General features: G+C 65.8%; 28 protein-coding genes. 13 read left to right on the forward strand and 15 right to left on the reverse strand.

Annotated elements, in window-relative coordinates; translation table 11 throughout:
- Positions 1-105: 105 nt before the first annotated feature.
- Positions 106-1476, reverse strand: coding sequence for a DUF1329 domain-containing protein (locus UB43_RS11690; protein ID WP_045210819.1), 1371 nt, complete (start codon positions 1474-1476; stop codon positions 106-108).
- A 22-nt stretch (positions 1477-1498) separates the two neighbouring features.
- Entirely contained in the window at positions 1499-3292 is a 1794-nt protein-coding gene (locus tag UB43_RS11695) for a DUF1302 domain-containing protein (protein ID WP_045210821.1), read from the reverse strand.
- A gap of 241 nt (positions 3293-3533) precedes the next feature.
- Here UB43_RS11695 and UB43_RS11700 point away from each other — a divergent pair, with 241 nt between their 5' ends.
- From UB43_RS11700 to UB43_RS11710, 3 genes are all read left to right on the forward strand, one after another.
- Positions 3534-4349, forward strand: a complete 816-nt coding sequence (locus tag UB43_RS11700; protein WP_045210824.1) for a nuclear transport factor 2 family protein — start codon at positions 3534-3536, stop codon at positions 4347-4349.
- Positions 4350-4462: 113 nt separating this feature from the next.
- Positions 4463-5884, forward strand: a complete 1422-nt coding sequence (locus tag UB43_RS11705) for an FAD-binding oxidoreductase (protein WP_045210826.1) — start codon at positions 4463-4465, stop codon at positions 5882-5884.
- Between the two features lie 46 nt (positions 5885-5930).
- Positions 5931-6278, forward strand: coding sequence for a cupin domain-containing protein (locus UB43_RS11710; RefSeq protein ID WP_045210828.1), 348 nt, complete (start codon positions 5931-5933; stop codon positions 6276-6278).
- A 135-nt stretch (positions 6279-6413) separates the two neighbouring features.
- On the opposite strand, the gene UB43_RS11715 is transcribed toward UB43_RS11710, so the two are convergent.
- The 5 genes from UB43_RS11715 to UB43_RS11735 form a co-directional block, all read right to left on the reverse strand.
- Complete coding sequence (locus UB43_RS11715) at positions 6414-7181, reverse strand: crotonase/enoyl-CoA hydratase family protein (RefSeq protein WP_045210829.1); 768 nt, start codon at positions 7179-7181, stop codon at positions 6414-6416.
- 124 nt (positions 7182-7305) lie between these two features.
- Positions 7306-8217: an SDR family oxidoreductase gene (locus UB43_RS11720; RefSeq protein ID WP_045210832.1), complete on the reverse strand. Its 912-nt coding sequence runs from the start codon at positions 8215-8217 to the stop codon at positions 7306-7308.
- 112 nt (positions 8218-8329) lie between these two features.
- Positions 8330-8623, reverse strand: a complete 294-nt coding sequence (locus tag UB43_RS11725; protein ID WP_045210834.1) for a hypothetical protein — start codon at positions 8621-8623, stop codon at positions 8330-8332.
- A 99-nt stretch (positions 8624-8722) separates the two neighbouring features.
- Positions 8723-9601, reverse strand: a complete 879-nt coding sequence (locus tag UB43_RS11730) for an alpha/beta fold hydrolase (RefSeq protein WP_045210836.1) — start codon at positions 9599-9601, stop codon at positions 8723-8725.
- On the reverse strand, positions 9601-10383 hold the full coding sequence (locus UB43_RS11735; protein ID WP_045210839.1) for a class II aldolase/adducin family protein: 783 nt from the start codon (positions 10381-10383) through the stop codon (positions 9601-9603). The genes UB43_RS11730 and UB43_RS11735 overlap by 1 nt, the downstream gene beginning before the upstream one ends.
- 422 nt (positions 10384-10805) lie before the next feature.
- Between UB43_RS11735 and UB43_RS11740 the strand changes: the two genes are divergently transcribed.
- The gene (locus tag UB43_RS11740) at positions 10806-11519 is read left to right on the forward strand and encodes a WbqC family protein (protein WP_256205151.1); all 714 of its coding nucleotides are present in this window, start codon (positions 10806-10808) and stop codon (positions 11517-11519) included.
- A 6-nt stretch (positions 11520-11525) separates the two neighbouring features.
- On the opposite strand, the gene UB43_RS11745 is transcribed toward UB43_RS11740, so the two are convergent.
- Together UB43_RS11745 and UB43_RS11750 are read right to left on the reverse strand one after the other, a co-directional pair.
- Positions 11526-12212, reverse strand: a complete 687-nt coding sequence (locus tag UB43_RS11745; RefSeq protein WP_045210845.1) for an LrgB family protein — start codon at positions 12210-12212, stop codon at positions 11526-11528.
- Positions 12199-12576, reverse strand: a complete 378-nt coding sequence (locus tag UB43_RS11750) for a CidA/LrgA family protein (RefSeq protein WP_045210848.1) — start codon at positions 12574-12576, stop codon at positions 12199-12201. Before UB43_RS11750 ends, UB43_RS11745 begins: the two co-directional genes overlap by 14 nt.
- 113 nt (positions 12577-12689) lie before the next feature.
- Here UB43_RS11750 and UB43_RS11755 point away from each other — a divergent pair, with 113 nt between their 5' ends.
- Complete coding sequence (locus tag UB43_RS11755) at positions 12690-13586, forward strand: LysR family transcriptional regulator (RefSeq protein ID WP_045210850.1); 897 nt, start codon at positions 12690-12692, stop codon at positions 13584-13586.
- A 6-nt stretch (positions 13587-13592) separates the two neighbouring features.
- Here the strand turns inward: UB43_RS11755 and UB43_RS11760 are convergent, their stop codons facing one another.
- The 3 genes from UB43_RS11760 to UB43_RS11770 are packed head-to-tail and all read right to left on the reverse strand — an operon-like array spanning position 13593 to position 15593.
- On the reverse strand, positions 13593-14657 hold the full coding sequence (locus UB43_RS11760; RefSeq protein ID WP_045210852.1) for a hypothetical protein: 1065 nt from the start codon (positions 14655-14657) through the stop codon (positions 13593-13595).
- Between the two features lie 10 nt (positions 14658-14667).
- Positions 14668-15138: a cupin domain-containing protein gene (locus UB43_RS11765; RefSeq protein WP_045210854.1), complete on the reverse strand. Its 471-nt coding sequence runs from the start codon at positions 15136-15138 to the stop codon at positions 14668-14670.
- The gene (locus tag UB43_RS11770) at positions 15138-15593 is read right to left on the reverse strand and encodes a flavodoxin (protein WP_045210857.1); all 456 of its coding nucleotides are present in this window, start codon (positions 15591-15593) and stop codon (positions 15138-15140) included. The genes UB43_RS11765 and UB43_RS11770 overlap by 1 nt, the downstream gene beginning before the upstream one ends.
- Before the next feature lie 145 nt (positions 15594-15738).
- Between UB43_RS11770 and folM the strand changes: the two genes are divergently transcribed.
- The 5 genes from folM (at position 15739) to UB43_RS11795 (ending at position 18229) form a co-directional block, all read left to right on the forward strand.
- Complete coding sequence (folM, locus tag UB43_RS11775) at positions 15739-16464, forward strand: dihydromonapterin reductase (RefSeq protein WP_045210860.1); 726 nt, start codon at positions 15739-15741, stop codon at positions 16462-16464.
- A 32-nt stretch (positions 16465-16496) separates the two neighbouring features.
- Complete coding sequence (gene folE / locus UB43_RS11780; RefSeq protein WP_045210862.1) at positions 16497-17057, forward strand: GTP cyclohydrolase I FolE; 561 nt, start codon at positions 16497-16499, stop codon at positions 17055-17057.
- Position 17058: 1 nt separating this feature from the next.
- Entirely contained in the window at positions 17059-17430 is a 372-nt protein-coding gene (folX, locus tag UB43_RS11785) for a dihydroneopterin triphosphate 2'-epimerase (protein ID WP_045210865.1), read from the forward strand.
- Positions 17431-17566: 136 nt separating this feature from the next.
- A complete protein-coding gene (locus UB43_RS11790; RefSeq protein ID WP_045210867.1) occupies positions 17567-17878 on the forward strand; it encodes a DUF1244 domain-containing protein in 312 nt (103 codons plus the stop codon).
- Between the two features lie 12 nt (positions 17879-17890).
- Entirely contained in the window at positions 17891-18229 is a 339-nt protein-coding gene (locus tag UB43_RS11795; RefSeq protein WP_045210870.1) for a HopJ type III effector protein, read from the forward strand.
- 222 nt (positions 18230-18451) lie between these two features.
- On the opposite strand, the gene trxB is transcribed toward UB43_RS11795, so the two are convergent.
- The gene (gene trxB, locus UB43_RS11800; protein ID WP_045210872.1) at positions 18452-19396 is read right to left on the reverse strand and encodes a thioredoxin-disulfide reductase; all 945 of its coding nucleotides are present in this window, start codon (positions 19394-19396) and stop codon (positions 18452-18454) included.
- Between the two features lie 420 nt (positions 19397-19816).
- Between trxB and UB43_RS11805 the strand changes: the two genes are divergently transcribed.
- From UB43_RS11805 to UB43_RS11815, 3 genes are all read left to right on the forward strand, one after another.
- Entirely contained in the window at positions 19817-21748 is a 1932-nt protein-coding gene (locus UB43_RS11805) for a diguanylate cyclase domain-containing protein (RefSeq protein WP_045210875.1), read from the forward strand.
- Between the two features lie 97 nt (positions 21749-21845).
- A complete protein-coding gene (gene cysZ, locus UB43_RS11810) occupies positions 21846-22586 on the forward strand; it encodes a sulfate transporter CysZ (protein WP_045210877.1) in 741 nt (246 codons plus the stop codon).
- An 83-nt stretch (positions 22587-22669) separates the two neighbouring features.
- A complete protein-coding gene (locus UB43_RS11815; protein WP_045210880.1) occupies positions 22670-23866 on the forward strand; it encodes a glycosyltransferase family 1 protein in 1197 nt (398 codons plus the stop codon).
- A 3-nt stretch (positions 23867-23869) separates the two neighbouring features.
- Here UB43_RS11815 and UB43_RS11820 read toward each other — a convergent pair whose 3' ends face one another.
- On the reverse strand, positions 23870-24829 hold the full coding sequence (locus tag UB43_RS11820) for a DegV family protein (protein WP_045210882.1): 960 nt from the start codon (positions 24827-24829) through the stop codon (positions 23870-23872).
- 311 nt (positions 24830-25140) lie between these two features.
- Positions 25141-26253, reverse strand: a complete 1113-nt coding sequence (locus UB43_RS11825; protein WP_045210884.1) for an NADH:flavin oxidoreductase — start codon at positions 26251-26253, stop codon at positions 25141-25143.
- Positions 26254-26317: the final 64 nt, after the last annotated feature.

Here is a 26317-nt window from a genome sequence, read left to right on the forward strand (position 1 = left end):
GGCCGCGCCCAGGCCCGAAACAGAGGCTGCGCGCCGGGCTGGCAGCGGAAAAAAAGAAACCCGGCATCCACGAGGGATGCCGGGGCCAAGGAGCGGAGTGTTACTTCAGCGGACGCCGGTGTTGCGCAGTGCCGCCGGGGTGAAGTCGGCCATGCTGGCCTTCTGGCCGAACTGGTAGCCACGCTTCTCTTCGTTGTTCAGGCCGAAGGTCACGTAGCGGCCGGCGAGGATGTCGTACAGCGATTCGGCGGCGTAGCCGGTGGCGAGTTCGGTGTAGAAGGTCATCTCGTGGCCTTCGCCGACACGCCAGAGTTGCCCGCGACCGTCATACAGCTCGGACACCGCGATCTGCCAGCTGTCCTCGTCGAGGTAGAAGTGGCGCTGGCCGTAGATGTTGCGCTCGCCGGACTTCAGGGTGCCCACCACTTCCCACACGCGGTGCAGTTCGTAACGGGTCAGGTCCTGGTTGATGTGGCCCGGCTTGACGATGTCGTCGTACTTGAGCTCCGGCGAGTTCAGGTGGTAGCTGTTGTACGGGATGTACATCTCGCGCTTGCCCACCAGTTTCCAGTCGTAACGGTCCGGGGCGCCGGAGAACATGTCGTAGTTGTCCGAGGTGCGCAGGCCGTCCGAGGCGGTGCCCGGGCCGTCGTACGCAACCTGCGGGGCACGGCGCACGCGGCGCTGGCCGGCGTTGTAGATCCACGCCAGGCGGGGCTCCTTCACCTGGTCCAGGGTCTCGTGCACCAGCAGGACGTTACCGGCCAGGCGCGCCGGAGCCGTTACCTGCTGCTTGAAGTAGGTGAGGATGTTGCCGGTCTTGCTGACATCCTGGTCACCCATGTTCTGCGGCACCGCGATCGATTCCTCGAAGCGGATCGGCGTGTAGCTGCCGTTGGTCTGCGGCACCACCTGCACCACCGAGCGGGAGATGTTGCCGCCGTGGTAACGGGTCAGGTGGTTCCACAGCGCCTGCACACCGTTCTGCGGCAGCGGGAAGGCGTAGTAGCGGCTCTTCTCGAAGTTCTCCAGGCCGTTGCCGTCGTTGATCGGCTGGACGAATTCGGCGCTGCGCTTGATGGCGGCGTAGATGTCGTCAGGCAGCGCGAAAGTGCGGTGGGTCTTGTACACCGGAATCTTGTAGGTGTCCGGGTAGCGCTTGAACATCGCCAGTTGGCCGGCGGAAAGCTTGTCCTTGTACTGGTCGACGTTCTGCGCGGTGATGGTGAACAGCGGCTTCTCGTCGGCGAACGGGTTGGAGAGGAAGCCCTTGGCGTCCAGCTTGCCGGCAGTGCGGGAGATGCCGCCGGTCCAGGCCGGGATGCTGCCGTCGGCGTTGCCTTCCTTCTGCGAGCCCATGGGCGTCAGGCTGGTGCCCAGCTTGGCCACTTCGTCGGCGGACACCGCCGCCATCACGCTGCAGGACAGCAGGCTCAGGGCCAGCGCGCCGCATTGGAGGATTCTTGTCGTTCTCATGTCGATTCCTTGAGCAGGCAGGTCAGAAGTTCACGCCGAAGCTGAGCGAAACGAAGTCACGGTCAACGATGGTGTTGTAGTCGCCGCCGAAGAAGTTCGTGTAGTTCAGGCTCGCGGTGTAGGTGTTCTGGTACTCCGCATCCAGACCAATGCTGGCGGCCTTGCTGCCTTCGTTGAAGACCGGGCCGTAACCGTGCACGTCGTGGGACCAGGCAACGTTGGGCTTGAGGTTCACCCCGGCGAAGACGTTGTTGTAGTCCCAGATGGCGCGGGCGCGGTATCCCCAGGAGGACGAGGTGTAGAAGCCGCCGTCGCCGTACTCGGCGTCGGCCGTGGCGTTTTCCGGCACGCCGTACACCGAGTCACGGCCATAGCGCTCGCCGACCTCGTTGGTCATGCCGCCGATGTAGGTCACGCCGACTTCGCCCACCAGGGTGACGCGGTCCGCGCCCATGGTCTGGTCGAAGAAGTGGGTGAAGGTCGTCTGCGCCTGGGTCACTTCCTTGCGGATGTAGCCATGGTTGATCTGGTTGGCCTGGGCCAGCGCGCCCGCTACCCCACCGCTGGCGTACCCACCGGCCACGGTGGTGGCGAGCAGCGGGGTCAGGTCGGTGGTGTTGAGCTGCAGCGGCATGTTCGGCCGGTAGCTGATCTCGCCGTTCCAGGCAGTGCCGGTGGGCAATGTGGTGGAGAAGCTCAGACCGTACAGGCGGATGTCCTCGGGGTATTCGAGGAAGTAGTTGCCACGTCCCAGCAGGATCGGCTGGGCCAGCGCCGAGACGCGCAGCGCGTTGATGATGTCGGCGCTGCCGGCATTCTTCATGCTCACGATGGGCGTACGGCTGTGGTAGTTCATGGCGTAGGCGCCGTATTCCACATCGTCGCCCAGCCAACGCAGGGCCAGGCCCCACTGACCGGAGTCACGGGCGTCGCGGTCGGCGCCGCGCGGCACCATCAGGCCTTCCTGGGTAACGGTGACGCCCATGGAGTTGAGCAGCGAGTGGATGCCCGGCGAGTTCAGCGTATTGATCGTGGCCGGATCGAGGATGTTGTAGTTGGTGTTGCAACCGTCGGCGGCGACGTCGGTGGTGGAGAAGAAGGTGCCGCAGTTGTCGAGCACCGTCTGGTCCCACTCCAGCTGGTAGAAGCCCTCCACGGACAGCGCATCGGTGACGCTCTGCGACAGGTAGACCATGTTCACCGGGATCAGGCCTTCCTTGATTTCCGAACCGGGACGGCGGAAGGCAGAGACGTCGATGGGGTTGATGGTGTTGATGCTGTTGCCAATGAAGGTGCTTTCACCCCAGCTCACCACCTGTTTGCCCAGGCGCACGGTGCCCGGCAGTTCGGCGATGGAATAGTTGTAGTACCCGAAGGCATCCAGCAATTGGGCGCCGGAGGACTTGGCGCCTTCCTTGCGGCCATCGTCGGAAATCTGCTTCCACTCGGTGCTCTCGTCCTTCAGGCGGAAGTCATACCAGTACTTGCCGCGGGTGAAGACGCCGAAGTCCCCGTACTTCAGCTCCAGGTCGTGGATGCCCTTGAAGATCTTCGAGAAGGTATGCCCCTTGCGGAAGTTCAGCCGGCCGTCGTCGTTGGTCTGGGTCATGCCGTGGCCGCCGTTGGCGGCGCCGATCAGATCCTCTTTCGGACTCTGGGTACTCCAGCTGGCCCCCACGGACAGACTGGAATCGAACTGTCCTTCGATTTCCCCGATGTTGAAGTTGATTGCCTGAGCCTGGGTGGCGCATCCCAGGGCGACAGCAGTGGCGAGAAGTTGCGGTTGGAAGAATCCGCGCCTTGTTTTTGTTGTCATGCGGCTCTCCTGACGGTGTCTAGGTGGCCTTACCCTACTGAGCGACCTGACAGGGAGTAAGCGCTCCAAGGTGGTATTTGGCGTGTCGCCCGAAAGAGTGAATCCCCCCTCTGGGACGGGCTCTGGCGGGCGATATTGGCGCAGGCGATGACGAATCATCGAGACGATGGATAGTGCCTGGCGCCTGACAGGTGCTTTGCCACTACCCGAGAAGCGCCGTCTGGGGCATGCTTAGCTTCCTATGCAAGCCATCGACCAACGCCCGACCGACAGTCACCTGACCGAGCAGACCCGCGAGGTGGTGCTGCGCTACCACCAGTGCTGGAAGCATCGCGACCTCGAAGCGGTGCTCGCGCTGTATCACCCGCAGGTGCAGTACAACGACTTCTTCCAGAACCGCACGCTGGGCTACACCGACCTGCGCGACTACGTGCAGGGCACCATGCCCAGCCGCCCGGAAGAGTTCCTCGACCACATCGACCGCATCCGCGTGGACGGCGACACCGCCTTCATCCAGTACCGCATCGCGGTAACGCTGAGCGGCCGCCTGGCGACCTTCCATTCCAGCGAAGCGATCACCGTGTGCGATGGCCTGATCTGGCGCATCAACGAGTACGCCTCGGTGGTGCGCGAAGGTGGCGAAAGCCGCCCGCAGACCATCGACCCGCGCCCGGCCACCAGCCGCCTGGGCCTCTCGCCGCGCCAGCTCAGCCAACTGGCCAGTGACCTGGAAGACTATTTCAGCAAAAGCCAGCCGTACCTCGCGCCGGACCTGGACCTGACCCAGGTGGCCACCGCCACCGGCTACACGCGCAACCAGATTTCCTACCTGCTCAACCAGGTGATGGGGCTGAGCTTCTACCAGTACGTCAACCAGACACGCCTGACCCACCTGCTCAGCCAGTTGCGTCCGCCGCTGCCGTCGCGCATCGACGAACTGGCCTTCTCCGCCGGCTTCAACTCGCTCTCGGCCTTCTATCGCTGCTTCCGCCAGCAGACCGGCCAGTCTCCCCGCGAGTACCTGAAGCGCCTGCGCGAGGAACAGCAGGAGCCCTGATCCGCCCCTGCCGGCGGGTACGCGAGCAATCCTCGCGTACCCGCGCGCACGACAGAACCCCGCGCCAAATCTAGGCTTGCCGACATTCCCCCTTCTTCCTTTTGGAGTCGTCTATGTCGGCATGGCGTCATATCAGTCTGTGGATGAACCAGCTGGACGATGATCTCGTCCCGCGGCCATCCCTGCAGGGCACCCTGGACGTCGATGTGGCCATCGCCGGCGCCGGTTACACCGGTTTGTGGACCGCCTACTACCTGAAGCTGCGCGCGCCGCAACTGAAGATCGCCATCGTCGAGGCCGAAACCGCCGGCTTCGGCGCCTCGGGCCGCAACGGCGGCTGGCTGATGGGCAACATGCTCGGCGAAGACCGCCTGCTCGCCGGCCTGTCGCCCGAGCAGCGCCGCGCGTCCTACGACCTGCTGCACGACATCCCCGACGAAGTGGCCCGCGTGCTCGAGCGCGAAGGCATCGACTGCGACTACCGCAAGGCAGGCGTGCTCTACACCGCCGCGCGTTATCCGGAACAGGAAACCCGCCTGCGCGAGTACCTCGCCCACCTGCACGCCGAGGGTCTGACCGAAGACGACTACCGCTGGCTGAGCAAGAGCGAGCTGGCCGAGCAGCTGCGCATTCCCAGCGCACTGGGCGCCATCCACACCCCGCACTGCGCCACCATCGACCCGGCCAAGCTGGTCCGTGGCCTGGCTCGCGCCGTGGAACGCCAGGGCACGCAGATTTTCGAGAAAAGCCGCGTCACCCACTGGGCACCTGGCCTGCTGCGCACCAGCCAGGGCGAGCTGAAGGCACACTGGGTGGTGCCGGCCATCGAAGGTTACGCCGCCGACCTGCCACCGCTGGGCAACTACCAGTTGCCGGTGCAGAGTCTGCTGGTGGCCACCGAGCCGCTGCCCGAATCGGTGTGGGCGGAGATCGGCCTCGACAAGGGCCAGGCCTTCAGCGAATTCAGCCGCCAGGTCACCTACGGCCAGCGCACCCCGGACAACCGCCTGGCGTTCGGCGCCCGCGGCGGCTACCGCTTCGGCGGCAAGCTGCGCAACGACTTCAGCCTGACCGAAGATGAAGTCGGCCTGCGCCGCTACCTGTTCAGCGAGCTGTTCCCGCAACTCAAGGACGTGCGCATCACCCACACCTGGGGTGGCAACCTGGGCATGTCGCGGCGCTTCCACCCGCACATGCTGATCGACCGCCGCAACGGTATCGCCCTCGCCGGCGGCTACGGTGGCGAAGGCGTCGGCGCCACCAACCTGGGCGGCCGCACCCTGGCCGACCTGATCCTCGGCCAGGACAGCGCCCTCACCCGCCAGCCGTGGGTCATCAACGACCGCAGCGTGCAGGACGGCCTGCGCGGCTGGGAACCCGAACCCTGCCGCTGGCTGGGCTACAACGCCATCATCCGCAGCTTCGTGCACGAGGACGATGTACTGGCCAACCCCCACAGCGCGCCCTGGCGCCGCCGGCTGGCGGAGAAAGTCGCCGCCAGCATGGAAAACCTGATGACCTGGAAGGTCGGCTGATTCGCCGGCCCCACCCCTGGATAGAAAGCCCCCACTGGAGCCCCGTATGAAACTGACCCACCTGAAAGACACCCTGCACGCTCAACTCGGTGAAGCCAACCCGGTCGCCGTGCCCCTGGGCGAGCCGATTTCCGAGACCCGCGTGGAGTCCATCGAGCGTCCGGACGGCGTGGAAACCGGCATCTGGGAATGCACCCCCGGCCGCTGGCGCCGCCAGATCGTCGAGCAGGAGTTCTGCCACTTCATCTCCGGCCGCGGCACCTTCACCCCGGACGGCGGCGAGCCGATCGCCTTCCAGGCTGGCGACGCCTTCCTGCTGCCGCAGAACAGCCTCGGCATCTGGGACATCCAGGAAACCACGCGCAAGACCTACGTGATCATCGAGCGCGACTGACCGGAAAGCAGGGAGAGCGATCGCCCCGCCCTGCACCCCACCTGCAGGAGCGAGCTTGCTCGCGAACGGAGTTACCGGCAGCACCCGCGCTGGCCGGGTTCGCGAGCAAGCTCGCTCCTACAGCCAGAATCCGTATCAGAATTCCCCGTGCCGCCCTTGCCCACCGGCAAAGCGCTTCGCTCCTTTCACCGTCTCGCCGCTTTCGATCACCGCCATCCCGCCCTGGAATTCGTTGGCCAGCGCCACGTCGAACGACAGGTTCCACTGCGCGAAGACACTGTCACGATCGGCCAGCATGCAGCGCTGCGGAAAATCGGCGATCTCCCGCGCCAGCTCTTCCGCCACCTCCAGCGCCGTGCCGCTGGCCACCACACGGTTGGCCAGGCCCATGGCGAAGGCTTCCTGTGCGCCCACCGGACGGCCGGTGAGAATCAGGTCCAGCGCCCTGCCCTGGCCGACAATGCGCGGCAAGCGCACGGTGCCGCCATCGATCAGCGGCACCCCGAAGCGTCGGCAGAACACCCCGCACACCGCGTCCTCGGCCATCACCCGCAGATCCGCCAGCAGCGCCAGCTCCAGGCCGCCGGCCACGGCGTAGCCCTCGATGGCAGCAATCAGCGGTTTGGACAGCTGCATGCGGCTCGGTCCCATGGGCCCGTCGCCTTCCATTTCCAGGCGGTTGCGCCGCTCGCCGTCCTCGGCCACTGCCGCCAGATCGGCGCCTGCGCAGAAGGTTCCGCCAGCACCGGTCAGTACGGCGACGCGGGCTTCCTCGTCCTGTTCGAAGTCGCGCAGGGCATCGGCCAGCGCCTGGGCGGTCGGCAGGTCCACGGCGTTACGCACCGCAGGGCGGGCGATGACCAGCGTGGTCACCGGGCCGTTCTTCTGGATTATCACGCTCATGGCGAACTCCTCGGGCCAGGAATCAGACAAGCAAAGGGCCGGCTTGAAGCCGGCCCTTTCACCTTACTGCGTTCGCCGCCGTGGAACAGCCCTGCTGGCCATTCCGCCGGTCAGGCTGGCCGGATCAACCGGCGTATTTCTGCAGGTTGGCCATCATCTCGCGCAGCGCTTCGACGTTGTCCTTGGGATGCGCGGCGTTCTCGAAGTTGCAGATCTGCGCGAAGTTGGCTGCCACGTCCTCGACGCTGAAGCCCTCGCGCGGGTCGAAGCCCACGCCCAGGCTGCGCTCCCAGCGCACCTTGCCGATCCAGCCACCGCCCACTTCGAACAGGCCCGAGGTTTCCTGGCAGGCTTCGCTGCCCAGGTACACCACCAGCGGGCTGACGAGTTCGGGCTTGAGCGCCTCGAACACCTGCGGCGGGATCAGCCCTTCGGTCATGCGGGTGCCGCCGGTAGGGGCGATGGCGTTGACGAAGATGTTGTTCTTGCGGCCTTCGATGGCCAGGTTGCGGGTCAGGCCGTAGAGGCCCAGCTTGGCCATGCCGTAGTTGCTCTGGCCGAAGTTGCCGTAGATGCCGGAGGTGGACGAGGTGAAGATCACCCGGCCATAGCCCTGCTCGCGCATGAATGGCCAAGCGGCGCGGGTCACCTTGTAGGCGCCTTCGACGTGGACCTTGTAGACCAGGTCCCAGTCGGCGTCTTCCATCTTGTGGAAGGTCTTGTCGCGCAGGATGCCGGCGTTGTTCACCACCACATCGATGCGGCCGAACTCCTCGACGGCCTGGCGGACGATCTTCTCGCCGTCGGTCACCGAGTCATGGTTGGCAATCGCGGTACCGCCGGCTTCGCGGATTTCCGCAACCACACGATCGGCAGCCGAGGCGTTGGCGCCTTCGCCATGGGTGCTGCCGCCCAGGTCGTTCACCACTACCTTGGCGCCGTGCTTGGCGAACAGCAGGGCGTGGGCGCGGCCGATACCGCCACCGGCTCCGGTAACGATCACGACTTTTCCGTCGAAACGCAGGGCATCACTCATGATTGGGGCTCCAGGCAGGATGGTTTTCCGTCGAGTGTCCGGTAGTCACGATCCGGTCACAACCAAGACGACCCAGGCTGAATGGTGCTCGATAAGGCCAGGGGATGATCGGTCAGCGCATCGGCAGGTTCAGCTCCGAGCGTGGGCCGAGCTTGAACAGCCACCAGTCGTACTCGCTCCAGAACAGCAGCAGGCCGAAGGCCGGCAGCAGCGCCAAGGCACCGAAGACGGCGGGCACCCAGTCCTGCGTGAGCCAGGCGTAGTAGCCGCCAGCCGCGCAGATTCCGACCAGCACCAGCAGCACGGGAATGGCGACGAAGACGAAGTCCCGACGCAGGTGCAACAGCGCCCGGTACAACAGCGAACCCTGCGGTTGGCGGACGGGAATGACGGATCTGAGTGACATGGCAACGACCTCCGGCTGGACAAGGCCGGGGAAGCTACCGCCGCCACGCAGAGCCAATCTATCAGTCAGTTCCGAATCTACGAGTGGATCGGTCCGTAGCTACGGCGCCCTTTCCTGTCGGAACGCCAGATAGTGCTGTAGCACCTGTTCCGGCGCCTCGACCTGCGGGTAGTGGCCGATGCCGGGCAGTTCGACGGTATCCGGCTGCGGGATCAACTCCCGGTAGCGAACCACCATGTGCGCGCCGGAGATCGGATCTTCCGGCCCGTCGATCAGGCGCAGCGGCACCGACGTGCGTTGCATCGCGCCGACCCAGCGCTCGCGCTGCTGGCGACGGTCGAGGATGTAGTGGATCAGCCGGTGCATGACCCGCGGCCCGTCGTTGTGGCGGATCAGCTCCCAGAAGGCGTCGAGCTCCGCTTCGGACGGCTGGGTCTGCGGGCCGAACACCTTGGCGAAGTTCTGCGCCAGGCGCTTGCGGTCGAACAACCGGCCAAACAGGGAACCGAACGGGCCGAGCAGCAGCTTCTGCGAGAGCACCGCGCGATGGGTCTCCGGGAACAGCCCGCCATTGAGGAAGGCCAGCGAAGCCAGCTTGAAAGCGCCCTCTTCGTGCCGCGCCAGCAGCTCCTGGCCGACGCTGTTGCCGTAGTCGTGCACCAGCAGGTGCACCGGCTCGCGCACGCCCAGGTGCTCCAGCAGCGCCTGTTGCAGGTCGGCCTGTTCGAGGATGCGGTAGTCGTGGCCGCTGGGTTTGGCGGAATCGCCGAAGCCGAGCATGTCGCAGGCGATCACCCGGTAGCGCTCGGCCAGTGGCTGCCAGAGGTAGTGCCAATCCCAGGAAGCGGTGGGAAAACCGTGGACCAGCAGCAGCGGAGCGCCGCTGCCGGCGCTCCAGTAGCGTACTGCGTGCCCTTCGAAGGTGAAGTCACTGCCCTGCGCGCGCCAGTCGCGCAGGGCGATGCCGGCCAGCGCCATCAGTCGCGGTAGCCGGGGTTCTGCAGGTCCAGCTTGCGCAGCAGTGCCGGCCAGGCCAGCGCGCCGCCCATGCCCTGCTTGCTCTTGGTCACGGCGGCAGCCATGGCGCGGGCGCCATCGAGGATCTGCTGCGGGATCATGATCAGCTCGGCGCCGCCGCCCTGGGCCAGCACCTGGATCTCGCAGGCGCGCTGCAGGGTGAACATCATCAGGAAGGTGTCGGCGATGGTGCCCGAGCAGGTCAGCAGGCCGTGGTTGGGCAGGATCATGAAGTTGGCTTCGCCCAGGTCCGCCTGCAGGCGCGCCTTCTCGTCATGGTTCAGCGCCACGCCCTCGTAGCCGTGGTAGGCGAGGCTGGAGAGGACGAACAGCGACTGCTGGGAAATCGGCAGCAGGCCCTGCTTCTGCGCGGAGACGGCAATGCCGGCGGCGGTGTGGGTGTGCAGGACGCAGGCGACGTCGTGGCGGACATCGTGGATGGCGCTGTGGATGGTATAGCCGGCCGGGTTGATGTCGTACGGGCTGTCCATCAGCTTCTTGCCCGAGGCGTCCACCTTCACCAGGCTCGACGCGGTGATCTCATGGAACATCATGCCGTAGGGGTTGATCAGGAAGTCCTCGGTGCCGGGGACCTTGGCCGAGATGTGGGTGAAGATCAGGTCGTCCCAGCCCTGCAGGGCGATCAGCCGGTAACAGGCGGCGAGGTCGACGCGGGTCTGCCATTCGGCGGCGGAGACCTGGTCCTTGACGTTCACGGTGGGCAGCGGATGAGCGGCGTGCATGGTCGGTAGCCTCTTCGTTGTTGTTGTTCGATGGCGCAGTCTAGTCAGCCGCGCGGCGAAGCGACTGTCACGGAACTGACAGTTGCCTCTGTCACTGTCTGGCGAATGTTCCCCCATAAGCGCGGACCGATGAGCCGCCTTGCGCGGCGAGTCTCACCACCTATAGTGGGCGAAGTTGCATTGAGCGGCGCCAGCGGGACCCGGCGCACCGGCAACTCCTTCCAAAGGCGCTATCCAGACAGTGCGGCAGCCAGCTCGCACGTCAGGGCTGGCGGAAGCGTGCCCGATTTCCATCACTGCCCCGGCGCCCTTTCCGGCGTCCCCAAGCCATCTGGAAACATTTCGCAATATCTTTCGCAATATTCCTGAGCAGTACCTGGGAGTCGGGAGGAGACTCCAGTTCGGCCAACGAGGCAGCCGACGTGAAACGAACCGCCATCATGCAGCCCTACTTCTTTCCCTACCTGGGCTACTTCAGCCTGATCAAGCACACCGACCTGTTCGTCCTGTTCGACACCGTGCAGTACATCCACCACGGCTGGATCGAGCGCAACCGCATCCTCAATCACCAGGCCGGCTGGTCTTACATCCGCGTGCCGCGGATCAAGCACCACCGCGAGACGCTGATCAAGGACGTACGCCTGGACAATAGTCAGGACTGGCGGCGCAGCCTGTTCTCGCAGCTGGATGTGTACCGCAAGGTCGCGCCCTACTACCGCGATGTGCGGGAAATGATCGCAGCGTCCCTGGACCATCCGTTCGAGGACATCGTCTCGGTGAACAAGACCACCCTGGAGGCCACCTGCGCCTACCTGGGTTTCCCACGAAAGATGCCGGTGCTTTCGCACATGGAACTACCGATGGAGCGCCCGACCGCGCCGGACGAGTGGGCGCTGAACATCTGCAAGGCGCTGGGGGGCGTGGAGGAGTACTGGAACCCGCCGGGCGGGCAGAGCTTCTTCGACCGCAGCAAGTACGACGCCGCCGGGCTGACCCTGCGTTTCCATGAGCCCAGGCTGGTGCCTTACGAACAGAAGCGCCCGACCTTCGAGGCGGGCTTGTCGATCATCGACGTGATGATGTTCAACTCCCCCGCCGACACGTCGCGCATGCTCGATGCGTATGAACTGAGCTGATAGCCGTTACAGGCACCAGACCAGAACAGGCGCCAGCAGCAGGTTGAACAAACCGGTCAGAACCATCAGCAGGCCGGCCGCCGAACCCTCTTCACCGCCGAACTCATAAGCACGGCTGGTGCCCGCGCCGTGGGCGCCAACGCCCAGCAGCGCGCCACGGGCCAGGGCGGAGCGCAGGTGTAGCATTTTCATCAGCACGCCGCCGATCAGCGCGCCGAACACCCCGGTGATCATGACGAAGGCCGCGGTCAGCGCCGGCACGCCGCCCAGATCGTGGGACATTTCCATGGCGAACGGCGTGGTGATCGAGCGGGGGATCAGCGACAGGGTCACCTGGCCGTCCAGCGCCAGCGCGTGGGCCAGCGCCCAGGAGCTGCCGATGGCCATGGTCGAGCCGGCCAGCATGCCGGTCAGCAGCGCCGGCCAGTGGCGGGCGAGCAAGGCACGCTGCTGCCAGATCGGAATGGCGAACGCCACGGTGGCCGGGCCGAGCAGCGCCACCAGCCAGCTGGTGTCACGGGCGTAGTCGGCGTAGCGGGCCTGCAGTGGAATCGCCAGGGCGAACAGCAGCACCGGCACGAAGACGATGGGCGACAGCCAGTACTGCTGGAAACGGCGGTAGAGGGTACGGCTGAGCAGGTAACCGCCCAGGGTCACGGCCAGCCAGAACAGTGCTTGCTTATCGAGGCTCATGGCGCGAACTCCTGTTGCACATCCATTCCACTGCCAGGGCGGTGGAGAGCATCACCATCACGGTGCTGGCGGTGATCACCAGCAGAATCTTCCAACCCTCGCTGCGCAGCAGCGGGCCGTAGTCCAGCAAGCTCATCAGCGCGGGGATGAAGAACAGCAGCATCTCCGCCAGCAGCAGGCCGGCGCCGCCCTGCAGCAGGGTCGGGCGGATGATCCCGCAGGCGAACAGCGCCAGCAGCAGCGCCAGACCGATCACCCCGCCTGGCAGCGGCAGGCCGCTGAGCGTGGCGATCCAGCCGCCCACCCACCAGAAGGCAGCGAGGACGGCGAGTTCGAAAATGAGGCGGGCGGCGCGGCGGAACATGGCGGCGATCTCGATGCGTTGAGCGGGTGAAGAAAGCGGTTGGGAATGGCGCAAAGCCTACGCCCACGCCTATCATCCCCAAAGCGAATAGATCGAATCGGAGCCATTCCATAATGGAATTCAAGCAGCTGCGCACCTTCGCCGAAGTCGTGCGCCACGGTAGTTTCACCCAGGCGGCGGTGTATCTGAACGCCAGCCAATCCGCGGTGAGCAAGCAGGTCGCGCAGCTGGAGCAGAGCCTGCGCGTACAACTGCTGGAACGCAGCGGCCCGCACATCCGCCTGACCGCCGCCGGCGAAGTGGTGCTGCGCCGCGCCGAGGACATGCTGCGCCTGCGCCGCGAACTGCATACCGAGCTGGACGACCTCACGCACCTGCACCGCGGCGAGCTGCGCCTTGGCTTACCGCTGCTGGGGGCCGACGCTCTGTTCGCCGGGCGCTTCGCCGAGTACCGGCGGCGCTACCCGAACATCGACGTGCACCTGATCGAGGGCGGCAGCAAGACCATGGAGGAAATGGTCCGCAGCGGCGAACTGGAATTGGGCGGCGGCCTCACGCCGGACGAGCCCGGCTTCGACTGGCAACCGTTCTGCAACGAGCCCCTGGACGTGCTGCTGCCCGCCGGGCACCCGCTGGCCGGGCGCGAAAGCCTGGAGCTGGCAGAGCTTTCCGACACGCCCTTCCTGCTCTACCAACAGAGCTTCACCCTCAACGACCGCCTGCTGCGCGCCTGCCGCGAAGCCGGCTTCGAGCCGAAGGAAGGCGGCCGCAGCGGCCAGGCGGACTTCCTCGGCGCGCTGGTCGCTGCCGGCCAGGGCGCGGTGCTGCTGCCGCGCGTAGTGGCGAAGGACCTGGAGCGACCGGGCCTGGTCCGCGTGCTGTTGAGCCAGCCGGACCTGCGCTGGGACATCAGCTTCATCTGGCGGCGCGACGCCTACCTGTCGAATGCGGCGAAGGCCTGGCTGACCCTGATGGTCGAGATGCCGCTGCATCCCGCGAACGAGGAGTAGGCTGGCTTACGAACCCGAGTCGTCCGGCGAAAAATCGAAGGTGTCAAAGACGAATACACCAGCCCGCTCGTTGGGCAACTCGCCTTCGACGCGGCCGTCAGGCTGCTGGACGACCGTCATGCCTTCGGGAATCGTCCTGCCGTCCGCATGCAGTGCCGCCTTGCCGTCCACGGGCGTGAACAGCCAGGCGCCCGGAGCGCGGTCGCGCAGGGTGCGGTTGACCGACTGCAGCTGCGTCCCGGCGGGATAGCTGATCTCGCCGAGGGTGAAATCCCGCGCCAGGTTGGCGCTCTCGAAGCCGAACAGCTTGCGCTCGCGGTCCAGCAGCAGCGTGACGCCCGACAGCGGTAGCTGCGCCAGTTGCAGCGGCGCGTGGACGTCGATGCGCCAGACGTTCGGGTCACGCAGACCATCGCCGTAAGTCGTGGTGTAACGCAGCAGTTCGCTACCCGGCGGAATATCCAGGTCGGCAACGCGATTGCCCGCCGCGACCTGGCAGCCCATCAGCAGGACTTCCGACTCCGCCCTCACCGCCAGGCGCAGAGGTGCCTGCGGGCTACAGTGCCAACCATCGACCGTGGCCGGCGCGGCTATGCGCAACTCGTGGACCGGCAACTCCACCGAGCTACCGGCAGGCGCCTGCTCGTCCCAGGTGGAGCTGAAGCGCACGGCAAGCGCGGGAACCCCGTGAATCAGCGTCGGCGACGGGAACTCCACCTCTTCGGCCGCCTGCCAGTCGTGGGAGCCGGGCAACGACAAGCGCGTGCCGGCCGGCACCTCGAGGCCACGGATGTGCGCAGGCTCGGTGAGCGTCGGGTGACGGACTGCTGCTTCCTGCTGCATTTCCTCGCCAACCACATGCCAGACGTAAGCCATGTAGGCCTGTGGAAAACACAGTATCAGCAACACCACCAGCAGGCTCCAGGAGAGGACACGATGCCGCCCCCACCACTGCCGCGCGGAGCGGAACAGCGCCAGCACCAGCAACCCGATCAGCAGTGCCAGCACCGCGAGCGAGGAAACCCCGAGAACGACCAGCAAGGTCGTGGAAAACAGCGGTACCGGGATCATCCTTGTCCCCTCAGATCAGATCAGTGAACCCTTCCATGAGGCGCGGCCACTCCTGCTGCGCCTGGATATCGTCGGCCAGCAACTGGAAACCGGCGAACTCGAAGGCCGGCGAAACCGTGCAGCCCACCAGCACGTAATCCCCCCGGCAACGCGCCGCCTGCCAGGCGTGGGCAGGCACGGCACGTTGCGGCAGACAGCCCTCGCCCACCGGGCCGAGCATCTCCCTGCGCACTTCTGCCTCCGGCCGCTCGGCAATCAGCAACTCCAACGCGCTGCCTTCGTGAAAATGCCAGAGCTCGTCGGCGTCCACGCGGTGCCAGCGGCTGACGGTGCCGGCAGGCAGGAGGAAGAGGATGGCCGACGATTGCGGCCGACCATCGGCACCCACCCGGCTCGATTCGAACACCCGCCGGTAGAAGCCGCCCTCGGGGTGCGGGGCGAGCTGCAAAGTATCGATCAGGAAGCGGGCGCGCGGATGCATCAGGCCTTCAGCGCGGCGATGAATTCGGCCAGCCACGGCTCGGAGTCGGTCTCCTGGTCCACCGTCTCGCTACCGTCCAGGCGCAGCATCGGCACCACTTCCTGCACGCCCAGTTCGGCGTACAGTTCGCGCACCTGCTCACCGCCACCACAGTAGGTATCGCCGTAGCTGGAATCGCCCAGCGCCAGCACGGCGCCCGGGCGGCCACGCCAGTCAGCGGGCAGGCGGTCGCGGATGGCGTGGAACAGCGGCTGGAAGCTGTCGGGCAGGTCACCCATGCCGGTGGTGGCGGTCACCACCAGGAAGGCTTCCGGGGCGAACTCGAGCATGGCGTCCAGGGTGGCACGCGGGTCGTACCAGGCCTCGAAGCCGGCAGCTTCGAGCAGACGCTTGGCATGGCGCGCGACTTCTTCGGCGGTGCCGTAGACCGAACCGGACACGATGGCGACTTTCATGTTCACTCCCACAAGGCAAGACAAGGCCGCCCATTATGCCCCATCCGTGCCGCACCTCGCCGGGGCTGGTATAGTTTTGCCCTACCCGGCCGCTCGGACATTGTCCGCCGCGGCGCTCCCTGAAGTGGATTTTCGCGAGGCGCGCATGGGCCAGACCCCAGCCCCCATCCTGATCACCGGCGCCAGCCAGCGCATCGGCCTGCACTGCGCCAAGCGCCTGCTGCAGGACGGCCAGCCGGTCATCGCGACCTATCGCCAGGAAAAGCCCGGCATCGCCGAACTGCGGGAGCTGGGCGCCACCTGCCTGCACGCCGAACTGGGCGACGAAGCCGGCATCCTCGCCTTCATCGACGAGCTGAAATCCCGCACCGACCGGCTGCGCGCGATCATCCACAACGCCTCGGCGTGGATCGCCGAAACACCTGGCGGCGACGCCCAGGCCTTCGAAACGCTGTTCCGCGTGCACATGCTCGCGCCCTACCTGATCAACCTGCGCTGCGAAGCACTGCTCGAACGTGACGCCGCCGAGCGCGGCGCCCCGGCGGACATCATCCACCTCTCCGACGACGTCGCCCGCAAGGGCAGCGCCAACCGCATCGCCTATTGCGCCAGCAAGGCCGGCCTGGACAACCTCACCCTGTCCTTCGCCGCGAGCCTTGCGCCGCGCATCAAGGTCAACGGCATCGCGCCGGCACTGATCCTGTTCAACGAAGGCGACGACGACGCCTACCGCGCCCGCACCCTGGCCAAATCCGCCATGGGCATCGAGCCCGGCCCGGACGTGATCTACCAGAGCGTGCGCTACCTGCTCGACAGCCCTTATGTGACCGGCACTACCCTCACCGTCAACGGCGGCCGGCACCTCAAATGACCCGCCCGGCGCGGACGCGAGGAACTCCCACCATGATCGAAGACATGTCTCACCACTACCGTGAGATTCTCAAGGGGCTCGGCGAAGACCCGACCCGCGAAGGCCTGCTGGACACTCCCAAGCGCGCGGCCAAGGCCATGCAGTACCTCTGCCACGGCTATGGGCAGACGCTGGACGAAATCGTCAACGGCGCGCTGTTCGCCTCGGACAATGACGAAATGGTCATCGTCAAGGACATCGAGCTCTACTCGCTGTGCGAACATCACCTGCTGCCCTTCATCGGCAAGGCCCATGTGGCGTACATTCCCACCGGCAAGGTGCTGGGCCTGTCGAAGGTCGCGCGCATCGTCGACATGTTCGCGCGCCGCCTGCAGATCCAGGAAAGCCTGACCCGGCAGATCGCCGAGGCAGTCCAGCAGGTCACCAACGCCGCCGGTGTGGCGGTGGTGATCGAGGCGCAGCACATGTGCATGATGATGCGCGGAGTGGAGAAGCAGAACTCGGTGATGAACACCTCGGTGATGCTCGGCGCCTTCCGCGCCTCCACCAATACCCGCCAGGAATTCCTGCAACTGATCGGACGGAGCAAGTGAAATGACGCAACTGGAGCCGGGCATGGCGCGAATCCGGGTCAAGGATCTGCGCGTGCGCACCTACATCGGCATCAAGGAGGAGGAGATCCTCAACAAGCAGGATGTGCTGATCAACCTCACCATCCTCTACCCCGCCGGCGATGCGGTGCAGGTCAACGACATCGAGCATGCGCTGAACTACCGCACCATCACCAAGGCGATCATCGCCCACGTCGAGGAAAACCGCTTCGCCCTCCTCGAACGCCTGACCCAGGAGCTGCTCGACCTGGTCATGGCCAACCCGGCCGTGCACTACGCCGAGGTGGAGGTGGACAAGCCCCACGCGCTGCGCTTCGCCGAGTCGGTATCGATCGCCCTGGCGGCCCAGCGCTGAGCCGCGAAATCGCCCTGCCGCCACCCTGCACGGCCGTGCCAGTCGGCCAATGGGCGTTGCTGGCAGATCGCCCGCCTCTTAGAATCTCGCCAGCCCCGCCATGCGCCTCCGATGCGCCCTTGTTGAGAGACCTGCCATGACCGAGCCGATGAACCTGACCGACGAGCAGCGCACGGAACTTGAAGCCGCCGCGTTCCGCACCCTGGTGCAGCACCTGCGTACCCGCAAGGACGTGCAGAACATCGATCTGATGAATCTTGCCGGGTTCTGCCGCAACTGCCTGTCCAAGTGGTACAAGGCAGCGGCCGACGACATGGGCCTGGAAGTCAGCCCGGACCAGGCCCGCGAAGAGATCTACGGCATGCCTTACGCCGAATGGAAGGCCAAGTACCAGACGGAAGCGACCCCTGCCCAGCAGACGGCCTTCGATAACGCGAAGAAACACTAAGAGTTTGCCTTGATGACCCTCACCGATTTTCGCGTGCGCCTGCGCAGCGAGCAGCACCTGTTCACCGACACCCTGGCGTACATCGCCGAGCACTACAGCTACACCCCCAGCGCCTTCACCAACGGCAGTGTGGAAAACCCCGCCGGGCAGAACGAAGGCTCCTGCAAGACACTGGGTTTCGCGATTCTCGAAGGTCTGAGCCAGGAAGAGTCGCTGCTGGCGTTCGGCGAGCACTACCGCGCCGTGCGCGAGCACCCCGAAGGCACTGACCACGCCAACATCCGTGCGTTGCAGACCACCGGCCTGGCCGGCGTCAACTTCGAGCGCCAGCCGCTGTCGCGCCGCGGCTGAAGCCACCCGGCTCGATGAAAAAGCCCCGCTTCGGCGGGGCTTTTTCTTGGGCGCTCGCATCACTCGGCTGTGTGATGCCGACCTGTAGGAGCGAGCNTGCTCGCGAACCGCTTGGCACCCTGCCTTGCAGGTTCGCGAGCAAGCTCGCTCCTACGAAAAGCACCGCACAGAAAAAGGCCCCGCCAAGCGGGGCCCCTTCCTGCACGCCGGCTCTTCGGGCCGTTACAGGGAATCCAGATAACGCTCCACATCCAGTGCGGCCATGCAGCCGGCGCCGGCGGAGGTGATCGCCTGGCGGTAGACGTGGTCGGCCACGTCGCCGGCGGCGAAGACACCAGGGATATTGGTCGCGGTGGCGTTGCCGTCGCGGCTGCCGTTGACCACCAGATAGCCGTCCTTCAGCTCAAGCTGACCTTCGAACAACGAGGTGTTCGGCGTGTGGCCGATGGCGACGAACAGGCCATCCACCTTCAGTTCGGAAGCCTCGCCATCGTTGTGGCGCAGGCGCACACCGGTGACCCCCATGTCGTCGCCCAGCACTTCCTCCACCTGGGCATTCAGGCGCAGTTCGATCTTGCCTTCGGCGACTCGCGCACGCAGCTTGTCCTGCAGGATCTTCTCGGCACGGAAGCTTTCGCGGCGGTGCACCAGGGTGACCTTGCTGGCGATATTGGCCAGGTACAGGGCCTCTTCCACGGCGGTGTTGCCGCCACCGACCACCGCCACTTCGCGGTTGCGGTAGAAGAAACCGTCGCAGGTGGCGCAGGCGGATACACCCTTGCCCATGAAGCTCTCTTCCGAGGGCAGGCCCAGGTAACGCGCGCTGGCGCCGGTGGCGATGATCAGCGCATCGGCGGTGTAGGTGCCGCTGTCGCCCTTGAGTACGAACGGCTTGCCAGCCAGGTCCACGCCGTGGATATGGTCGAAAACGATCTCGGTCTCGAAGCGCTCGGCGTGTTCCTGCATGCGCTGCATCAACGCCGGGCCGGTCAGGCCATGGGGGTCGCCCGGCCAGTTGTCGACCTCGGTAGTGGTGGTCAGCTGGCCGCCGGCCTGCATGCCGGTGATCAGCAGCGGCTTGAGGTTGGCGCGGGCGGCATAGACCGCGGCGCTGTAGCCGGCAGGGCCGGAACCCAGAATGATGACCCGCGCGTGACGATCGGACATGACAGCCTCCAGTGCTCAGTGAAGTGAGTCGGGCAAAGAAAAGGGAGCTGCCAAAGCACCAGGGGGAAGGTTGGGAGGGCGGCAGCTCCACGTAAAAGTTTCTTGCGCGATCCGCATGGCCCGGAGACCGTGGGCAATGCGGTGTGACCCAAGTCACAATTCGCATTGTCCTGCAGAACGCCGGTAATCCCTTGAGATAAGTCAGGGATTTCCGCAGTCGTCCTTCGCCCCTTGAGATAAGTCAGGGAGCTGCGGATCGACCCTCGAACTCGTTCGATAGCAGATGGCGCGCAGCTTACCGCCGCCGCCGCGTCCTGCTGAAATGCCCAATCTCAATGCCCTCCATAGGCTGACCCTATGCAGCGGGCACCCATTGCCTGGATGGCTAGACTCAAGAAACCAAAGGTCACCCGTATCACCATGAACCTTCGCGCCCGCCTGCTATGGCTGTGCCTGCCCCTGTTCATCGCGAGCCTCGCAGGGGTCTGGCTGCTGTCGGACATGATCCTGCTCGACCGCTTCGACCGCGGGGACCGCCAGCGCCTGGCCGACGAGGTGCGCATCGTCCACAACCGCATCGCCTACGAGAAGCAGCGCAACCTCGACATCGTCCACAGCTACGCCTGGTGGGACGCCAGCTACCAGTTCATGCGCGTGCCGCAAGCGCGCTTCGTCGAGGACAACCTCGACCAGGACCTGCTGGGCATCCTCGGCTTCGACTACGTGCTTTTCGTCGACCGTGACGGACATATCCTCGCCCAGCAATGGAAGCTCGACGAACTGTCCGAGCGCTTCCCCGGCCAGAAAGTGCCCGACACCGCCCGGCTGCGCGACGGCATCCTGCGTACCGCGCTGGACCTGGGGGCCCTGCAGATCGACGGCAATCCGCGCCACAGCCTCGACCAGTTGCTGCAGATCGAAGGCATACCCCAGCTGCTCCTCAGCTACCCCATCAGCAACACCGCCGGAACCGCCGAGCCGGCCGGTGTGGTCATCGCCGGCGTGCTGCTCGACAGTGCCCGCATGTACAACCTGCAGACCCAGATGGGCGCGAGTCTGCGCCTGGTGCAGGACGAGGTGAAAGGCAACGACTGGCGCACGCTGAACATCCCCACCGGGCGCGGCGCCACCCTGCTCAGCCCGCGGCACCTGCTGGACGAGAACAGCCAGCAGATGTCGCTGCTCTATCTCGACTCCCGCGGTCACCCGCAACTGCGCCTGGAGCTCACCAGTCCGCGGCCGCTTTACCAGCAGGGCCAACAGTCCGTGCGCCTGTTCCTCTACCTGACGCTGGCGCTGCTCGGCGGCGCCACCCTGCTGGCCTACGTGGCTCTGGAATTCCGCATCATCCGCCGCGTCACCAGCATGAACCGCGAGGTCGCGGCCATCGGCCAGGACGACACACCCTCGCGCCTGAGCCCGCAGGGGAAGGACGAACTGGGCCAACTGGCCAGCGAGATGAACCGTACGCTCGACCGTCTGGAGCAGAGCGAGGCGCGCGACCGGGCGATCCTCGATGCCATCCGCGACGGCTACTTCGAGATGGACACCCGGGGCATCATCCGCACCGTCAACCCAGCACTGTGCCGGATGCTCGACTATGCCGCCGACCAGCTCAGCGGCCAGCACTTCGGCATCCTCCTGCAGGAGGATGACTATCACCGCGCCCAGAGCCTGTACGACAAGGTCCGCGACGACGAGCAGGAAACCACCTTCTCCGCCCCCTTCAAGCGCCGCGACGGGCGGCTGGTGAGCTGCGAAACGCGGCTCTCGGCGATCCGCGACGGCCAGGGTGAATTCCAGGGCTTCCGCGGCATCCTGCGCGACATCAGCGACCAGGTGGCCTACCAGAAACAACTGATCGACCTCGCGTATCGAGACACGCTGACCGCACTGGGCAACCGCAAGGCCTTCAACGAGCAGTTGCAGCGCGCCATCGTGCACAGCAATCGGGTGGCCCTGCTGTACATCGACCTGGACCGCTTCAAGCAGGTCAATGACCGCTTCGGCCACGCCATCGGCGATGCGCTGCTCAGCACGGTCGGCGAGCGCATGCGCGGCAGCCTGCGCCAGCCGGACCAGGCCTTCCGCCTGGGCGGCGACGAATTCGCCGTACTGCTGGAAAATGCCCAGCCGGATCAGGCCGAAGCCCTGGGGATGCGCCTGCTGGGCGTACTCGGCGCCGAATACCGCCTGGGCGGCCAGGTCATCGACTTCGTCACCCCCAGCATCGGCATCGCCTTCTACCCGCAGGACGCCGCCGAGGCCGACGCCCTCACCCGCGCCGCCGACATCGCCATGTACCAGGCCAAGCAGGAACGCAACCGCTGCTATCGCTACACCGCCGCCTGAGCGACGGCCTGCGAACACATACCCGGCAAAACAGACGGCTCGCCGGCCGTTCGCCGGGTCTGCTAAGGTCGCCTACGGTTCAACCCTGGAGAGTCCGATGTCCACCCTGAGCGGCCCGCAATACCTCAGCGAAGGCCTGAAACTGATGATGCGCCCCGGCCTGCGGCTGTTCGTCCTGCTGCCCCTGAGCATCAACATCCTGCTGTTCGTCGGCCTGATCGGCTTCGCCATCAACCAGTTCAGCCACTGGGTCGATTGGCTGATGCCCAGCCTGCCGGACTGGCTGAGCTTCCTGCAGTTCATCCTCTGGCCGCTGTTCGTGGCGCTGGTGCTGCTGATCGTGTTCTTCACCTTCACCATGATCGCCAACATCATCGCCGCGCCCTTCAACGGCTTCCTCGCGGAAAAGGTCGAGGTGGTGGTCCGTGGCACCGACGACTTCCCCGAATTCAGCTGGGCCGAGCTGATGGCCATGGTGCCGCGCACCATCGGCCGCGAGCTGCGCAAGCTCGGCTACTTCCTGCCGCGCGCCATCGCCCTGTTCATCCTCAGCCTGATCCCCGGCCTGAACCTGATCGCCGCACCGCTGTGGCTGATTTTCGGCGTGTGGATGATGGCCGTGCAGTACATCGACTATCCGGCGGACAACCACAAGCTGGGCTGGAACGAGATGCTTGCCTGGCTGCGCAGCAAGCGCTGGGCCTGCATGGGCTTCGGTGGCATCACCTACCTGGCGCTGCTGATCCCGGTGGTCAACCTGGTCGCCATGCCTGCCGCCGTGGCCGGCGCCGTGCTGTTCTGGGTGCGCGAGGGTGGTGAAAAGGCGCTGGTGAAGTAACCCGCCGCCACACCTGAGCGGCTGTCACCTATCGATCATCGCTTTGTCATCGGCGCGCCACCGCGCGCCGGGACACTGCGAGCATGACCACGACTCCCCTGCGCATCGCGCTGATCAGCGAAACCTTTCCGCCGGAAATCAACGGCGTGGCCAACACCCTTGGCCGGCTGGCCTCGGGGCTGTTGCGCCTCGGACACCAGATCCAGGTCGTGCGGCCGCGCCAGCAGGGCGACGAAGGCCGTCACAGCGACGGCGAACTCGTGCTCACCCGTGGCTGGCCGCTGCCGGGCTACCCTGGCCTGCAATGGGGCCAGTCGTGCCTGCACAAGTTGCTGCGCCACTGGAACAGCACCCGCCCGGATGTGCTCTACATCGCCACCGAAGGTCCGCTCGGCCTCGCCGCCCTTCGTGCCGCACGGCGCCTGCGGATTCCGGTGATCAGCGGCTTCCACACCAATTTCCAGCAGTACAGCACGCACTATGGCTTCGGCCCGCTGATGCGCCTGGTGACGCTGTACCTGCGCTGGTTCCACAACCGCACCCAGCAGACCCTGGTGCCCAGCGCCAGCCAGTCCGTGGAGTTGCAACGGCGCGGCTTCGAGCGCCTGGCGCAGCTCTCGCGCGGCGTCGACAGCAAACTGTTCAACCCCACCCGACGCGACGAAGCGCTGCGCCGCGAGTGGGGTCTGGGCGAGCGCGACATCGCCGTGCTGCACGTCGGCCGGCTGGCGGCGGAGAAAAATCTGTCGCTGCTGGGCAGCAGCTTCCGCGCGCTGTGCGCGGCCCACCCGCAACTCAAGCTCCGGCTGGTGATAGTCGGCGACGGCCCGCAACGCGCGCATTTGCAGAAGGAACTGCCCGAAGCGGTGTTCTGTGGCCTGCAGCGTGGCGAGGAACTGGCCCGACACTACGCCAGCGGCGACCTGTTCCTCTTCCCCAGCCTGTCGGAGACCTTCGGCAACGTGGTCCTGGAGGCCTTGGCTTCAGGACTGGGGGTGGTGGCTTTCGACCAGGCAGCCGCCGGCCAGCACATTCGCCACGGGCACAACGGCGTGCTCGGCGTGCCGGGGGAAGACCAGAGCTTTTTCGAAGCGGCGAGCTGGCTGCTGGGCGACCCGGAGCGGCTGCGCCGGGTGCGCCTCAACGCTCGCCACCACGCCATCCATCAGGCGTGGGACACGGTGGTCGAGCGTTTCGAGGGCTATCTGCAGGAAGCCTGCCGAGCGGGCCTGCCGGGGAAGAACCCCGGCGGCCTGGGCCACCCTGAGACGCACAAATAGCCGTCAGGCGAAAGGCTTGGGCTCGGCGGCAAAGGACAGGCTCATGGCGCCCGCGCCGAGGTTGATGCCGCCGGTGGGGCTGAGCATCGCCAGGTGCACCTGCACGCCCTTGGCCTGGCAGGCCGCTTCCAGCGCGGCAAAGCCCGGCAGGTCACGCAGCGCGGAAGGATCGCCGGCATAGCTCAGGCTCATCTGCGGCGCCAGCAACTCGCCCGCCTCGACCCGCGCGCGGGCGAAGTTGAGCAAGCGCTCGGCGGATTTCTCGTAGTTGGGCGAAACCGAGACGGGCTTGTCCTCGCCCTGCACCAGGCTCAGCACCGGCTTCATGTCGAGCATCGAACCCAGGCCGAGGAAGGCGCCACGCAGGCGGTCGCCGATGCTGCTGCGGTCGCCCTTCTGGAATCCACGGCGGCGGATGTGCCCCAGGTCGCTGGCGACCAGGAAGGTGTTCATCTGCTGGCTGAGCTGTTCCAGGCGGGTGCGCACGGCGTTGGGATGCTGGTCTTCGCCGAGCAGGCGCACGCCTTCGGCGGCCAGCACGGCCAGGCCGGCGAACACGGTCTGGCTGTCGATCACCCGCAACGCGAAGGGCCCGGCGATGCCGGCGGCGGCGCGGCGTTCCTTGTAGCTCTGCAGGAGGCTGAAGGAGGCCTGGGTGGCATTGTCGAAGATCGGGCTGCGCTGGCTGCTGACAGTCAGGCAGATCACGTAGTCGAAATCGGTGACCAGCTTTTCCAGGAACCAGTCGTGGGTCTGCGCCGGCGTCAGCGGTTCGCTGCCGTCCTCGGGGCCAACCTTGGGCAGGTCCTGGGAATAGAACTTCAGGGTGGTGTCGGGATCGCGATCATCGACGATGCGACGCTCGCCCACACGGATACCGATGGGGAGGACGCGAATGTTGTGGGCAGCAAGGAATTCGGGGGGAAGGTCGCAGGTTGCATCGACTACCAAGCCGATCCGCATGACTTACTCCTATGGCCGTCTCCCGGCCTATTGTTGTGTGAACGCGTTCATACTCTGCCCGTTTCGGACTGGGAAGTCAGCATGCGGAAAGGTGGGTCTCGGAAAAGATTTGTAAACGCCTAGGACAGTGCTTTCAGACCATTCAGGCAATCAATAACCGATCATAAGAAGGGCACCACTTGTAGGAGCGAGCTTGCTCGCGAACCGAGTCCACAGCAGAGCCAGTTCGCGAGCAAGCTCGCTCCTACAGAAATGCGAAAGCCCCTGGCACCGTGGGTGCCAGGGGCTTTTGGGGATCAGCCGCGGGCGAATCAGGCCAGCGACATCAGCGCATCACGGCTGAAGGGCTTGATGTCCTCCAGGCGACCGTCACGCACTTTCACCGCCCAGTCCGGGTCGACCAGCAGGGCGCGGCCGACGGCAACCAGGTCGAACTCTTCCTTGTTCAGGCGCTCCAGCAGCCCGTCGATACCCGACGGCTGGGCGACTTCCTCGGTGTTGCCGAAGAAGGCCAGGAACTCGCTGCCATCCAGGCCGACGTTACCGACGGTGATGGTCGGCTTGCCGGTGAGCTGGCGGGTCCAGCCGGCCAGGTTGAGGTCGGAGCCGTCGAATTCCGGAATCCAGAAGCGGCGGGTGGAGCAGTGGAAGATGTCCACGCCGGCATCCGACAGCGGCTTGAGGAAGGCCTCCAGCTCTTCGGCGGTCTGCACCAGGCGGGCGCTGTAGTCCTGCTGCTTCCACTGGGAGAAGCGGAAAATGATCGGGTAGTCCGGGCCGACGGCCGCGCGCACGGCCTGGATCAGCTCGATGGCGAAGCGCGAACGGTTGGCCAGGCTGCCGCCGTACTCGTCGGTGCGCTTGTTGCTGCCGTCCCAGAAGAACTGGTCGATCAGGTAGCCGTGGGCGCCGTGGATTTCCACGCCGTCCATGCCGATGGACTTGGCGTCGACGGCGGCCTGGGCGAAGGCGGCGATGACTTCCTGGATGTCTTCCCTGGTCATCTCATGGACCAGCACAGTGCCGTCCTTTTCCTTGCCGCTGGGGCCATAGCCCGGAACGCTGGCGTCCGGCTCGGTGCCCAGGCGGCGCACGGCGCCGACGTGCCACAGCTGCGGGACGATCTTGCCGCCTTCGGCGTGCACGGCGTCGACCACCTGCTTCCAGCCGGCCAGGGCGTCTTCACCATGGAAGCGCGGAACGTTCGGGTAACCGTTGGCGGCCTTGTGGTTGACCGTGGTGCCTTCGGTGACGATCAGGCCGACGCCGGCGGCGGCGCGGCGACGGTAGTACTCGACGACCTGGGCGTGGGGTACGCCGCCCGGGGTGAAGTTGCGGGTCATCGGCGCCATCACGATGCGCGTGGGCAGTTCCAGGCCGCCCAGGCGGAAGGGCGAGAACAGGGTGTCTACGGATGCGGTCATTGAGGTCTCCATGACGACCAGGCGACCGGTCGTCTCGTTTTTTAAGAAGGGAAATGATGACTCA

It is taken from the genome of Pseudomonas sp. 21 (assembly GCF_000955805.1).
GTDB lineage: Bacteria > Pseudomonadota > Gammaproteobacteria > Pseudomonadales > Pseudomonadaceae > Pseudomonas.

Coding starts and splice junctions, on each gene's coding strand:
- UB43_RS11690 (WP_045210819.1), bottom strand. CDS start 1,476: ATGAGAACGACAAGAATCCTCCAATGCGGCGCGCTGGCCCTGAGCCTG.
- UB43_RS11695 (WP_045210821.1), bottom strand. CDS start 3,292: ATGACAACAAAAACAAGGCGCGGATTCTTCCAACCGCAACTTCTCGCC.
- UB43_RS11700 (WP_045210824.1), top strand. CDS start 3,534: ATGCAAGCCATCGACCAACGCCCGACCGACAGTCACCTGACCGAGCAG.
- UB43_RS11705 (WP_045210826.1), top strand. CDS start 4,463: ATGTCGGCATGGCGTCATATCAGTCTGTGGATGAACCAGCTGGACGAT.
- UB43_RS11710 (WP_045210828.1), top strand. CDS start 5,931: ATGAAACTGACCCACCTGAAAGACACCCTGCACGCTCAACTCGGTGAA.
- UB43_RS11715 (WP_045210829.1), bottom strand. CDS start 7,181: ATGAGCGTGATAATCCAGAAGAACGGCCCGGTGACCACGCTGGTCATC.
- UB43_RS11720 (WP_045210832.1), bottom strand. CDS start 8,217: ATGAGTGATGCCCTGCGTTTCGACGGAAAAGTCGTGATCGTTACCGGA.
- UB43_RS11725 (WP_045210834.1), bottom strand. CDS start 8,623: ATGTCACTCAGATCCGTCATTCCCGTCCGCCAACCGCAGGGTTCGCTG.
- UB43_RS11730 (WP_045210836.1), bottom strand. CDS start 9,601: ATGGCGCTGGCCGGCATCGCCCTGCGCGACTGGCGCGCGCAGGGCAGT.
- UB43_RS11735 (WP_045210839.1), bottom strand. CDS start 10,383: ATGCACGCCGCTCATCCGCTGCCCACCGTGAACGTCAAGGACCAGGTC.
- UB43_RS11745 (WP_045210845.1), bottom strand. CDS start 12,212: ATGAGCCTCGATAAGCAAGCACTGTTCTGGCTGGCCGTGACCCTGGGC.
- UB43_RS11750 (WP_045210848.1), bottom strand. CDS start 12,576: ATGTTCCGCCGCGCCGCCCGCCTCATTTTCGAACTCGCCGTCCTCGCT.
- UB43_RS11755 (WP_045210850.1), top strand. CDS start 12,690: ATGGAATTCAAGCAGCTGCGCACCTTCGCCGAAGTCGTGCGCCACGGT.
- UB43_RS11760 (WP_045210852.1), bottom strand. CDS start 14,657: ATGATCCCGGTACCGCTGTTTTCCACGACCTTGCTGGTCGTTCTCGGG.
- UB43_RS11765 (WP_045210854.1), bottom strand. CDS start 15,138: ATGCATCCGCGCGCCCGCTTCCTGATCGATACTTTGCAGCTCGCCCCG.
- UB43_RS11770 (WP_045210857.1), bottom strand. CDS start 15,593: ATGAAAGTCGCCATCGTGTCCGGTTCGGTCTACGGCACCGCCGAAGAA.
- folM (WP_045210860.1), top strand. CDS start 15,739: ATGGGCCAGACCCCAGCCCCCATCCTGATCACCGGCGCCAGCCAGCGC.
- folE (WP_045210862.1), top strand. CDS start 16,497: ATGATCGAAGACATGTCTCACCACTACCGTGAGATTCTCAAGGGGCTC.
- folX (WP_045210865.1), top strand. CDS start 17,059: ATGACGCAACTGGAGCCGGGCATGGCGCGAATCCGGGTCAAGGATCTG.
- UB43_RS11790 (WP_045210867.1), top strand. CDS start 17,567: ATGACCGAGCCGATGAACCTGACCGACGAGCAGCGCACGGAACTTGAA.
- UB43_RS11795 (WP_045210870.1), top strand. CDS start 17,891: ATGACCCTCACCGATTTTCGCGTGCGCCTGCGCAGCGAGCAGCACCTG.
- trxB (WP_045210872.1), bottom strand. CDS start 19,396: ATGTCCGATCGTCACGCGCGGGTCATCATTCTGGGTTCCGGCCCTGCC.
- UB43_RS11805 (WP_045210875.1), top strand. CDS start 19,817: ATGAACCTTCGCGCCCGCCTGCTATGGCTGTGCCTGCCCCTGTTCATC.
- cysZ (WP_045210877.1), top strand. CDS start 21,846: ATGTCCACCCTGAGCGGCCCGCAATACCTCAGCGAAGGCCTGAAACTG.
- UB43_RS11815 (WP_045210880.1), top strand. CDS start 22,670: ATGACCACGACTCCCCTGCGCATCGCGCTGATCAGCGAAACCTTTCCG.
- UB43_RS11820 (WP_045210882.1), bottom strand. CDS start 24,829: ATGCGGATCGGCTTGGTAGTCGATGCAACCTGCGACCTTCCCCCCGAA.
- UB43_RS11825 (WP_045210884.1), bottom strand. CDS start 26,253: ATGACCGCATCCGTAGACACCCTGTTCTCGCCCTTCCGCCTGGGCGGC.